Raw genomic sequence first — 12,218 nt, forward strand, 5'->3', positions numbered from 1 at the left:
CCGACCCACCCCCTTCCGCTCCTCCCCGGAGTCCCTCTTGGCCACTGGTACCGACCCCCGATCCGCGACCTCCGCCGGGGTGCCCGCCCAAGGCGGGGTCCATCACCCCTCGCGCGCCACGATCCCCGCCCGCCACCTGCGCGCCGACCGCTGGTGGCTGCAGCCCGCCGCCACCGCGGCCGGGCTGTTCGCCTTCGTCGTCTACTCGACCTGGCGGGCCTTCGCGGGCGACGACTACTACGCGGCGCCCTACGTCTCCCCGTTCTACTCGCCCTGCATCGCGGAGAACTGCGTCCCGATGAAGGACGGCGCGGACTGGGAGGTCTTCGGCTCCTGGTGGAGCCTGTCGCCGGCCCTGCTGATCCTGATCTTCCCGCTCGGCTTCCGGCTGACCTGCTACTACTACCGCAAGGCGTACTACCGCGGCTTCTGGGCCTCGCCGCCGGCCTGCGCCGTCGCCGAGCCGCACCGCAAGTACACCGGCGAGACGCGCTTCCCGCTGGTCCTGCAGAACATCCACCGCTACTTCTTCTACTTCGCGGTGATCGTCGCGGGCATCCTCACCTACGACGCGGCGCTCGGCTTCCGCAATGCGCGGGGCGAGTGGGGCCACATGGGCCTCGGCACCCTCGTCCTTCTCGCCAACATCGTTCTGATCTGGGCGTACACCCTCTCCTGCCACTCGTGCCGGCACATCGTCGGCGGCCGGATCCGCACCTTCTCCAAGCACCCCGTGCGCTATCGCATGTGGGGCTGGGTCAGCGCGCTCAACGCCCGCCACATGCAGCTCGCCTGGGCCTCGCTGGTCAGCGTGGCGGTCGCCGACTTCTACGTCTACCTGGTGGCCAGTGGCGTCTTCGACGACCCGCGCTTCTTCTAGGCGGCCCGGCGGACGATCCGGACCCCGACGGCACACGTTCACGTTCACAGCACAAGGGAGAGGTGCTTTCTGATGTCGCGTACGGCCCGACAAGCCTGGGACGTGGTCGTGGTCGGTGCCGGGGGCGCCGGGCTGCGCGCCGCCATCGAGGCCCGCGAGCGGGGCATGCGCTGTGCCGTGATCTGCAAGTCGCTCTTCGGCAAGGCCCACACCGTGATGGCGGAGGGCGGCATCGCCGCCAGCATGGGCAACGTCAACGAGGGCGACAACTGGCAGGTCCACTTCCGCGACACCCTGCGCGGCGGCAAGTTCCTCAACCACTGGCGGATGGCCGAGCTGCACGCCCGCGAGGCCCCCGACCGGGTCTGGGAGCTGGAGACCTGGGGCGCCGTCTTCGACCGCACCCGGGACGGGAGGATCTCGCAGCGGAACTTCGGCGGCCACGAGTACCCGCGGCTGGCGCACGTCGGCGACCGCACGGGCCTGGAGCTGATCCGCACCCTCCAGCAGAAGGTCGTCTCGCTGCAGCAGGAGGACCACCGCGAGTTCGGCGACTACGAGGCCCGGCTGAAGGTCTTCCAGGAGTGCACGGTCACCCGCCTGCTCAAGGACGGCGACCGCATCGCGGGCGTGTTCGGCTACGACCGCGAGTCCGGCCGGTTCTTCGCCATGGAGTCCCCGGCCGTCGTGCTGGCGACCGGCGGGATCGGCAAGTCCTTCAAGGTGACGTCCAACTCCTGGGAGTACACCGGGGACGGGCACGCGCTCGCGCTGCTCGCCGGGGCGTCCCTGATCAACATGGAGTTCGTGCAGTTCCACCCGACCGGCATGGTCTGGCCGCCGTCCGTCAAGGGCATCCTCGTCACCGAGTCGGTCCGCGGCGACGGCGGGGTGCTGCGCAACAGCGACGGCAAGCGGTTCATGTTCGACTACGTCCCGGACGTCTTCAAGGAGAAGTACGCCGAGTCCGAGGCCGAGGGCGACCGCTGGTACCAGGATCCCGACAACAACCGCCGCCCGCCCGAGCTGCTCCCGCGCGACGAGGTGGCGCGCGCCATCAACTCCGAGGTCAAGGCGGGGCGCGGCTCCCCGCACGGCGGAGTGTTCCTCGACGTCTCCACCCGGCTGCCCGCCGAGGACATCAAGCGCAAACTGCCCTCCATGCACCACCAGTTCAAGGAGCTGGCGGACGTCGACATCACGGCCGAGCCGATGGAGGTCGGCCCCACCTGCCACTACGTGATGGGCGGGGTGGACGTCGACCCCGACACGGCGGCGGCGGTGGGCGTGCCCGGCCTGTTCGCCGCGGGCGAGGTCGCCGGCGGCATGCACGGCTCCAACCGGCTGGGCGGCAACTCCCTGTCCGACCTGCTGGTCTTCGGCCGGCGGGCGGGCCTGTACGCGGCCGAGCACGCCGCCTCCTTCCCCGGCGCCGGGCGGCCCGTGGTCTCCGACGCCGACATCGAGGCGGCGGAGGCGGAGGCCCTGCGCCCGTTCAGCGCGGAGGGCGAGGACCCGGCGGCCCCCCCGGGGCCGGCCGAGAACCCCTACGCCCTGCACCAGGAGCTCCAGCAGGCCATGAACGACCTGGTCGGCATCATCCGCAAGGGCCCGGAGATGGAGGAGGCGCTGCGCCGGCTGACCGAGCTGCGGGCCCGCTCCCGGCGGGCCGGCGTCGAGGGCCACCGCCAGTTCAACCCCGGCTGGCACCTCGCGCTCGACCTGCGGAACATGCTGCTGGTCAGCGAGTGCGTGGCCCGGGCGGCGCTGGAGCGCACCGAGAGCCGCGGCGGCCACACCCGCGACGACCACCCGGCGATGGACCGGCGCTGGCGCCGGCTGAACCTCGTGTGCCGGCTGAACGGGGACAGCACGGAGCCGGGCGCGGATCCGCTGCTGGGCCGGGTGCGCCTGGAGCGGCGCGCCATGCCGCCCATCCGTGACGACCTGCTCGCGCTCTTCGACAAGGAGGAGCTGGTGAAGTACCTGACGGACGAGGAGCTGACCTCTTGAGTTACGAGGCCCACTTCAAGGTGTGGCGGGGCGACGCGGACGGCGGTTCCCTCGTCGACTACACCGTGACCGTCAACGAGGGCGAGGTCGTCCTCGACATCATCCACCGGCTCCAGGCCACCGAGGCCGCCGATCTCGCCGTGCGCTGGAACTGCAAGGCGGGCAAGTGCGGTTCGTGCAGCGCGGAGATCAACGGGCGGCCGCGGCTGATGTGCATGACGCGGATGTCGCTGCTCGACCCGGACGAGCCCGTCGTGATCACCCCGATGCGGGCGTTCCCCGTGGTGCGGGACCTGGTGACGGACGTGTCCTTCAACTACACCAAGGCGCGCGAGGTCCCCTCCTTCGTCCCGCCGGCCGGGCTCGGGCCCGGGGAGTACCGGATGCAGCAGGAGGACGTGGAGCGCTCCCAGGAGTTCCGCAAGTGCATCGAGTGCTTCCTGTGCCAGAACACCTGCCACGTGGTGCGTGATCACGAGGAGAACAAGCCGGTCTTCGCCGGCCCCCGCTTCCTGATGCGCGTCGCCGAGCTGGACATGCACCCGCTGGACGGGGCCGCCGATGCGGGCCTGGACCGCAAGCGCTCCGCGCAGGAGGAGCACGGGCTCGGCTACTGCAACATCACCAAGTGCTGCACGGAGGTCTGCCCCGAGCACATCAAGATCACCGACAATGCGCTGATCCCGCTGAAGGAGCGCGCCGTCGACCGGAAGTACGACCCGCTGGTCTGGCTCGGGAGCAAGATCCGCCGCCGGGTGTGACCCCCGCTCGCCCGGTGCGGCCCGCCCGCCGGGCGTGAGCCGGGCGCACGCGGGAGCGTGCACACGCTCCGTATTCAGCTCCTTGCTCCCAGTAGCGGAACGGGCATTGCCGCCATACGCTCCCAAGTGTGACGGGGCTTTCGAGGCGGTACGGGAAGGGGGCGCCGGGACGGGCCGTCGCCGGCGCCCTCCTCGTGCTGTGCGCCCTGCTGCTCGCGGCCCCCGCCACCCGCGCCGACACCCCCCTCGACCTGGACGCCGGCGGCCGCATCACCGACACCGTCGGCGCGCTCGGCCGGCGCCGCGCACAGGTGACCACCGCGATCGAACGGCTGCGCACCACCCATCGCGTCCAGCTCTACGTCACCTACGTCCGCGACTTCTCCGGCCGCTCGGCGCGCGCCTGGGCGGACGCCACCGCCGACCGCAACGGCCTCGGCGAGCACGAGGTGCTGCTCGCCGTCGCCACCCACGGCCAGCAGTACGCCGTCTCCGCCGACAAGCGCTCCGGCTTCCGCGCCGACCAGCTCAAGGCCGTCGCCGACACCGCCATCGCGCCCGCCGTCGCCCAGCACGACTGGGCCGGGGCGGCCATCGGCGCCGCCGACGGCTACCGGGCCGTCCTCCGGGGCGAACCGGTGCGGCCGCCCGCCATCTCCCCCGGCAGCAAGGACCCCGGCGGCGAAGGCCTCGTCCCCGGGCACCGCAGGGTCTGGCTCCCCGTCGCCATGGGCGCCGGGCTGTGCCTCCTGGGGCTGTACCTGTGCGCCCGGCGCACCTCCCGAAGACGCCGCGCGGAGCAGGGGCGGCCGTACGCCCCCGCGACCGCCACCCCGCCCGGCCTCGCCCGCCTCGCCCAGCCGCTGACACCGCTGCCCGAGCTCGACGCGGAGGCCGCCCGCGCCCTCGTCGGGACCGACGACGCGGTCCGTACCAGCGCCGAGGAACTCCGCTTCGCCGCCGCCCAGTTGGGCGAGGAGGCCACCCGGCCGTTCGCCGAGGCCGTGGCCTACGCCAAGGAGGAGCTCGCCGACGCCTTCCGGCTGCGGCAGGCCCTCGACGACGCGCCCTACGAGGACGAGGACATCCGCCGCCGGACCCTGGACGAGATCTGCTCGCACTGCACCAGCGCGAACCGGCGCCTGGACGCCGAGTCCGAGTCCTTCGACCGGCTGCGCGGCCTCAGGGCCAACGCGGCCGGCATCCTGGCCCGCGCCGAGGCCGACGCGCAGTCCCTCGCCCCCCGCGTCGCCACCGCCGAGGCGGCCCTCGCCGCCCTCGCCGGGCACTGCACCCCGGCCGCCCTGGCCGCCGTGGCCCGCCACCCCGGAGAGGCCCGGGACCGGCTGTCCTTCGCCGCGGCCGCCCTCACCGAGGCCCGGCGCGCCCTCGCGGCCGACGACACCGACGGCGCGGCGATCTCCCTGCGCGCAGGCGAGGCCGCCCTGTCCCAGGCCCGCGTCCTGACCCTCGCCGCCCTGCGCCGCGCCCACGAGCTGGCCGGCGCCACCGGGCGGCTCCCCGCCGCCCTCGCGGAAGCCGAGGCGCGCGCCCCGCGCGGCAGCCCCCAGGCCCGCGCCCTCGCCTGCGCCCGCCGCGAGGTCGAGAGCGGGCGGTACGACCCGCGGGCCCTGCTGCGGCACGTGGAGGAGACGGCGGCCGCCCTGGACGCCGGGCACGAGGACCGGGCGCGGGCCCGGGCCGAGCGGGCCCTGCGCCGGGTACGGGGCGAGGTGGCCGCCGCCCGCGACTTCGTCACCACCCACCGGGGTGCGATCGGCTGCCGGGCCCGCACCCGCCTCGCCGAGGCCGAACGCCACCTTGCCCTCGCCCGCACCGCCGGCGACCTGCGCACCGTCCGCTCGGAGACGGGCCACGCGGACTCCCTCGCCCGCCAGGCCCGCGCCCTGGCCGAACACGACGTGGGCACCTACGGCACCCGCTACGACCCCGGCACCCCGCCCCCGGCCCGGGCCCTGGGCGGCGCGCTCCTGGGCGGCATCGTCCTGGCGGGCCTCCTTCCGGCGACGTTCGGCGGCGGAGCGACCCGCGGCCGCCTGGCCGCAGGCTGAGCATGCCCGGGTATCTGCGCCCGACCCTCGCCGCCGGGGTTCCCGCCGTGGCGGCGGTCTTCCTTCCGGCGAGCGCCGGTGCTCTTCTCCGCCGCAACGGCGACCGGCTTCCGCGGTGGAATCCGGCGGTGCCGAGCCTGCCGAGGGCTGTCCGGCACCGCCGGATTCCCCGTCGGGGGCTGCGCGCCGTCGCGGCGGGACCTCCTCGCCCGGGCCGGTTGCAGCCCCCTGCGCTGTGAATAAGGGGGCAAAACCCCAGGTCAGAGGCCCCGCCGGAAGCCTGGGGCGGCCGAAGTCGGCGCGGGCCCGTACCATGGAAGTGGCCGCGGCGTGATTTGCCCGGCGGGCGCGCGTGCCGGACCGTACGCGCCGCCATCCACGATTCCGGGAGAAGCGCCGCAAGTATGCCCACCCGCCACGACATCCGTAACGTCGCCATCGTCGCCCACGTCGACCACGGCAAGACGACCATCGTCGACGCCATGCTCAAGCAGGCCGGCGCCTTCGCCGCGCACCAGCTCGACTCCGTCGACGACCGAGTCATGGACTCGAACGACCTGGAGCGTGAGAAGGGCATCACGATCCTCGCCAAGAACACGGCGGTGAAGTACCACCCCAAGGACGGCGGCGAGCCGATCACCATCAACATCATCGACACCCCCGGCCACGCCGACTTCGGTGGCGAGGTCGAGCGCGGCCTGTCGATGGTGGACGCTGTCGTGCTGCTGGTGGACGCCTCCGAGGGCCCGCTGCCGCAGACCCGCTTCGTGCTCCGCAAGGCGCTCCAGCAGCGGAAGCCGGTCATCCTCTGCATCAACAAGACGGACCGCCCGGACTCCCGCATCGACGAGGTCGTCAACGAGACCTACGACCTCTTCCTCGACCTGGACGCGGACGAGGACCAGATCGAGTTCCCGATCGTCTACGCCTGCGGCCGTGACGGCATCGCCTCGCTGACCAAGCCGGAGGACGGCACCGTCCCCGCGGACAGCACCAACCTGGAGCCGTTCTTCTCCACGATCCTGGAGCACGTCCCGGCCCCGGCGTACGAGGAGGACGCGCCGCTCCAGGCCCACGTCACCAACCTCGACGCCGACAACTTCCTCGGCCGCATCGCGCTGCTCCGCGTCGAGCAGGGCGAGCTGCGCAAGGGTCAGTCGGTCGCGTGGATCAAGCGCGACGGCTCGATCTCCAACGTCCGCATCACCGAGCTGATGATGACCGAGGCGCTCACCCGCAAGCCCGCCGAGGTCGCCGGCCCCGGTGACATCTGCGCGGTCGCCGGTATCCCGGACATCATGATCGGCGAGACCCTGGCCGACCCGGAGAACCCGGTCGCGCTGCCCCTGATCACGGTCGACGAGCCCGCGATCTCCATGACCATCGGCACCAACACCTCGCCGCTGGTCGGCCGCGGCGGCACGGGCAAGGGCGCGGACGCCAAGTCCGCCGTCAAGGACCGCAAGGTCACCGCCCGCCAGGTCAAGGACCGTCTGGACCGCGAGCTGGTCGGTAACGTCTCGCTGCGCGTCCTGGACACCGAGCGCCCCGACGCCTGGGAGGTGCAGGGCCGCGGTGAGCTGGCGCTGGCCATCCTGGTCGAGCAGATGCGCCGCGAGGGCTTCGAGATGACCATCGGCAAGCCCCAGGTCGTCACCAAGGAGGTCGACGGCAAGGTCCACGAGCCCGTCGAGCGCCTCACGGTCGACGTGCCCGAGGAGCACATGGGCGCCGTCACCCAGCTCATGGGCACCCGCAAGGGCCGCATGGACAACATGTCGAACCACGGCTCCGGCTGGGTCCGCATGGAGTTCGTCGTCCCGTCCCGCGGTCTGATCGGCTTCCGCACGGAGTTCCTGACGAACACCCGCGGCACCGGTATCGCCCACTCGATCCACGAGGGCCACGAGCCGTGGTTCGGCGAGCTGAAGACCCGTAACAACGGCTCCCTGGTCGCCGACCGCGCCGGTGCCGTCACCGCCTTCGCGATGACGAACCTCCAGGAGCGCGGCGTGCTCTTCACCGACCCGGGCACCGAGGTGTACGAGGGCATGATCGTCGGCGAGAACTCGCGCGCCGACGACATGGACGTCAACATCACCAAGGAGAAGAAGCTCACCAACATGCGCTCCTCCTCCGCCGACTCCTTCGAGGCGATCGTCCCGCCGCGCAAGCTGTCGCTGGAGCAGTCCCTGGAGTTCTGCCGCGACGACGAGTGCGTCGAGGTCACCCCGGAGGCGGTCCGCATCCGCAAGGTCGTCCTGGACCAGAAGGAGCGCGGCCGCACGGCTTCCCGCGCCAAGCGCTAGTGGTCCCGCACTCCTGACGCTCCGCCAGGAGACCGGATTTCCGAGAGGCCCGGTTCCACCCGCAGTTCACTGCGGTGGAGCCGGGCCTCCGGCATGTCCGGGTACGCGGAATCGGACAGTCCGTGTTGATGCCCGGATGGAAAAGTTGTCCGAATACCGGCCAGCAGGCGCCGGAAGTTGTGTTAACAGTCCGTTTCGCGGGTGTCTGTCTGTGCTGGCTTTGTCCGCTTTTCGAACCTCTGGGGGTGCTCGATGTGACCAAAGCGAGACCCTTTAAGTGTGGTTTACAAGGCGGACGTACTTAATAGTTGGGTTCATTGAGCTCGGGTCAATGGGTCACGCGCTGTGGGGAGCGCCGACTCACGAGCACACTCGAGGTGCCGGTTCCGTCTCCGCTGTCAGGGGTGTCAGCGTGGGGCCGGCGCCTCTCTCGTAGTGAAAAGTGGACTCTTGAGGAGGCATACCCATGCGCGGTGCCAAGAGCGCCAAGTGGGTCGTCGGCGCGATAGTCGTGGCCATGGCGGCGACTGCTTGTGGTGGCAGTGACAGCAAGGACAGCGGCGGAAAGGGAGCGGTCTTCCGTCTCGGTATCACCGAGCCGAAGTCGATCGACCCGGTCAACGCCCAGGAGTCCGAGGGCACGCTGGTGGCCCGTCAGCTGTTCGTGGGTCTCTACGACGTGAACGTCGACGGCACCCTCAACGCGAAGCTGGCGGAGTCCGCGAAGCCGAACGACGCCGGTGACGAGTGGACCTTCCAGATCAAGAAGGACACCAAGTTCTCCAACGGCGAGGCCGTGAACGCCGAGGCGTTCATCCGCGGCTGGACCCGTGTCACCGCCAAGGCGTCCGCCTCCGACGTGGCCTACCACATGAACGGCATCGCCGGCTACAAGGAGCTCAACGGCGGTTCGAGCGACAAGTTCTCCGGCCTGAGCGCCGAGGGCGACTACACCCTCAAGGTCAAGCTTTCCGCACCGGACTTCGAGTTCGACAAGAAGACCGCCCACCCGGCCTTCAGCCCGGTCCCGAAGGTCGCCGGCGCCGGTGACAACAAGTCGTTCAACGACGCCCCCATCGGCAACGGCCCCTTCAAGATGTCCGGTTCGTGGGAGCACAACAAGAAGATCACCCTCGTCCGCAACGACGACTACGGTCTGACCAAGGCCAAGCTGGACAAGGTCGAGCTGTCGATCCTCAACCCGGCCAACGGCGTGACCCTGGAGTACAAGGGCTTCGAGTCGGGCCAGTTCGACTGGGCCCGCATGCCGGTGCCGCAGATGCCGGGCGCCAAGGCCAAGTACGACCCCCAGGGCCAGTGGCTCAAGGCTGACGTCAGCGGCGTCAACTACATCTCCCCGTTCAACGAGTCGGGTCCGATGAAGTCGGCCGACGCCCGTAAGGCCGTCTCCTACGCGATCGACCGCGCGGAGATCGCCAAGGGTGTCTTCCAGGGTCTCCAGGAGCCGGCCACCGCCCTGCTGCCCCCGTCCTTCAAGGACGTCTACAAGGCCGACGTGTGCACCTCCTGCGTCAAGCAGGACAAGGGCAAGGCCAAGGAGTACGCGGAGAAGGCCGGCCTCAAGCCGGGCGACACCCTGGACTTCGGCTACAACACCGGTGCCGGGCACGAGGAGTGGGTCCAGGCCGTCGCCAAGCAGATCGAGGACGTGCTCGGCCTGAAGGTCAAGCTCAACGGTCTGCCCTTCAAGGAGGCCCTGGCGCGGCAGCAGGACAAGGGCACCATCGGCATCTGGCGCCAGGCGTGGACCGCCGACTACCCGACCGCCGACAACTTCTTCTCGCCCCTGCTGTCCACCAGCGGCATCAACCCGGACGCCAACGGCAAGGCGCTGGGCGACAACCGCGGCCGCTACAGCAACCCGAAGTTCGACGAGCTGCTGGTGAAGGCCCGTCAGACCAAGGACGCGGCCGAGCGCGCCAAGATCTACAACGAGGCCGAGAAGCTGGCCATCGACGAGGACCAGGGCGTCATCCCGACCTGGAAGCGCACCCAGTACCGCCTGGTGAACAGCAAGAAGTTCTCCAACATCAAGCTGGACTTCTTCGAGGACCCGAACCTCGCCGAGATCGGCGTCAAGTAACCGTCACCCTCCAGCCAGTCCCGTGAAGACCGTGGAGCCCCGAGCAACGACTTGAGGCTCCACGGCCTTCGCCTCCGCATGTCCCGGCCCGCGCGGCCGGGCCGTGCGCGGCCGCCTCCCCACCCTTCCCGTACCGGGAGGCGACGGCGAACGCCCCACGGCGGCAGTAAGTCAAGGAGACATCGTGGGCAAATATGTGATCCGGCGGATCGGGCAGATGGTGATCGTCCTCTTCGGTGCGACCCTCATCCTCTTCGCCTGCCTGTTCGTCCTTCCCGGAGACCCGGTCGGCTCGCTCGGTGGCGACAAGGCGCGTGACCCCGCCGTCGTCGAGCAACTGCGCGAGCGCTACGGTCTGGACAAGCCCCTTGCCGTGCAGTACGGCAACTACGTGACCAATCTGGTCAAGGGTGACCTCGGCGAGGACTACACCCAGCGGCGCCAGGTGACCGATGTGCTCGGCCCCAAGCTGGGCAACACGGCCAAGCTGGCCGTGGCGGCGATCATCATCGACGTGGTGCTCGGCGTCCTCGCGGGCCTGATTGCGGCCCTGTTCAGATATTCGTTCTGGGATGTACTGGTCACACTTCTCACGACCTTGGCCATCGGCTTCCCCAGCTTCGTCATCGGCATGATCCTGCAGAGCCAGTTCGCCGTGAACCTCGGCTGGTTCCCGCTGATTTCGGACGGGTCGTTCAACTCGATGATCATGCCGGCGTTCACGCTGGCCATCATCGACGCGGCGCTCGTGGCCCGGCTGATGCGCGGCACCATGCTCGAGGTGCTGCGCGCGGACTACGTCAAGACGGCCATCGCCAAGGGCCTTCCGCGCCGCACGGTGCTCCTCAAGCACGTCATGCGCAACTCGATCATCCCCGTGGTGACCTACATCGGCATCTCCTTCGGCGGTCTGCTCGGCGGTGCGCTGATCACCGAGGCGATCTTCAACTGGGACGGCATGGGCTATGCGCTGGTCACCGCGATCCAGCAGGGGAACAACCCGATCATCGTCGGTGTGGTCACCTACGGCGTCGCCGTCTTCGTCCTGCTCAACCTGCTGGTCGATCTGCTGTACGCGGTGCTCGACCCGCGGATCCGCCTCAGCTGACCGCCAGGTCATACCCCGTTCTAGGAGTCACCCATGACTGAGCTCACCAAGAGCGACCAGGGGCCGGGCGCCGCGACCGCACAGACCGCCGCCGCGAACAACACCGCCGAGCCCGCACCGGCCCGCATCACCCAGTGGGGCGAGATCCGCCACCGCTTCATGGCCAACAAGCTCGCCGTGGTCGGCCTCGTCCTGGTCGCGCTGCTCTTCATCGTCGCCGCCGCGGCGCCCCTCATCGCGACCCACGACCCGTACGCGCAGAACCTCACCAACACGCTGGCCGAGCCCAGCGGGGACCACTGGTTCGGCACGGACGCCCTGGGCCGCGACCAGTTCTCCCGCATCATCTACGGCAGCCGCATCGCCGTCATCGTCGGTCTGGCCTCGATCTTCCTGGCCTGTGTGATCGGCTGCATCCTCGGCGCCCTGTCCGGCTACTTCGGCAAGGCCGTCGACAGCGTCATCATGCGCACCGCCGACGTCTTCTTCGCGTTCCCGCTGCTCATCGGCGCGATCGTGATCATCCTGGTGATGGGCCGGGGCGTGCTGCCCGTCATCATCTCGCTGGCCGTCTTCAGCTGGGCCACGGTCGCCCGCCTGCTGCGCTCCAGCATCCTGTCCGTGCGCGAGATGGACTACGTGACGGCGGCCAAGGCGCTGGGCGCGAGCACCACCCGCATCATCCTGCGGCACATCATGCCCAACTCCATCGCGGCCGTGATGTCGTACGTGTCCTTCAGCGTCGGCACCGCCGTCGTGGCCGAGGCCTCGCTGTCCTTCCTCGGCATCGGCGTGAGCCCCGAGGTGCCGGAGTGGGGCAACATGATCTCCGCCGGCAAGGACTCCCTCGGCGTCAGCGACTTCCTGTGGGTGTACCCCAGCTCCGCGATCGTGCTGACGGTGCTCGGATTTGTCTTTGTCGGTGACGGGCTGCGCGACGCCCTCGACCCGAAGCTGCGTTGAGGAGAACG

Annotated in this window: 8 protein-coding genes; all 8 read left to right on the forward strand. The window is 70.3% G+C overall.

The features are described from left to right. The first annotated feature begins 37 nt into the window (after positions 1–37). The 8 genes from ACFPP6_RS16040 to ACFPP6_RS16075 all read left to right on the forward strand — a co-directional run bounded on the left by ACFPP6_RS16040 (position 38) and on the right by ACFPP6_RS16075 (position 12,210). Positions 38–880, forward strand: coding sequence for a hypothetical protein (locus tag ACFPP6_RS16040; RefSeq protein WP_382042131.1), 843 nt, complete (start codon positions 38–40; stop codon positions 878–880). Between the two features lie 72 nt (positions 881–952). Next, positions 953–2,893, forward strand: coding sequence for a fumarate reductase/succinate dehydrogenase flavoprotein subunit (locus tag ACFPP6_RS16045; protein WP_382042134.1), 1,941 nt, complete (start codon positions 953–955; stop codon positions 2,891–2,893). After that, positions 2,890–3,654, forward strand: coding sequence for a succinate dehydrogenase/fumarate reductase iron-sulfur subunit (locus ACFPP6_RS16050; protein ID WP_382042137.1), 765 nt, complete (start codon positions 2,890–2,892; stop codon positions 3,652–3,654). The genes ACFPP6_RS16045 and ACFPP6_RS16050 overlap by 4 nt, the downstream gene beginning before the upstream one ends. Positions 3,655–3,782: 128 nt before the next feature. Further along, positions 3,783–5,726 (forward strand): TPM domain-containing protein, encoded by a 1,944-nt coding sequence (locus tag ACFPP6_RS16055; protein ID WP_382042140.1) that lies wholly within the window; start codon positions 3,783–3,785, stop codon positions 5,724–5,726. Positions 5,727–6,130: 404 nt separating this feature from the next. Continuing rightward, entirely contained in the window at positions 6,131–8,035 is a 1,905-nt protein-coding gene (gene typA, locus ACFPP6_RS16060) for a translational GTPase TypA (RefSeq protein ID WP_168095184.1), read from the forward strand. Between the two features lie 466 nt (positions 8,036–8,501). Then, positions 8,502–10,139 (forward strand): peptide ABC transporter substrate-binding protein, encoded by a 1,638-nt coding sequence (locus tag ACFPP6_RS16065; protein WP_382042143.1) that lies wholly within the window; start codon positions 8,502–8,504, stop codon positions 10,137–10,139. A 184-nt stretch (positions 10,140–10,323) separates the two neighbouring features. Then, a complete protein-coding gene (locus ACFPP6_RS16070) occupies positions 10,324–11,247 on the forward strand; it encodes an ABC transporter permease (protein WP_382042146.1) in 924 nt (307 codons plus the stop codon). Between the two features lie 33 nt (positions 11,248–11,280). Then, entirely contained in the window at positions 11,281–12,210 is a 930-nt protein-coding gene (locus ACFPP6_RS16075; protein WP_382042149.1) for an ABC transporter permease, read from the forward strand. Positions 12,211–12,218 lie beyond the last annotated feature (8 nt).

Source organism: Streptomyces aureoversilis, from assembly GCF_042657885.1.
Lineage (GTDB): Bacteria > Actinomycetota > Actinomycetes > Streptomycetales > Streptomycetaceae > Streptomyces > Streptomyces aureoversilis.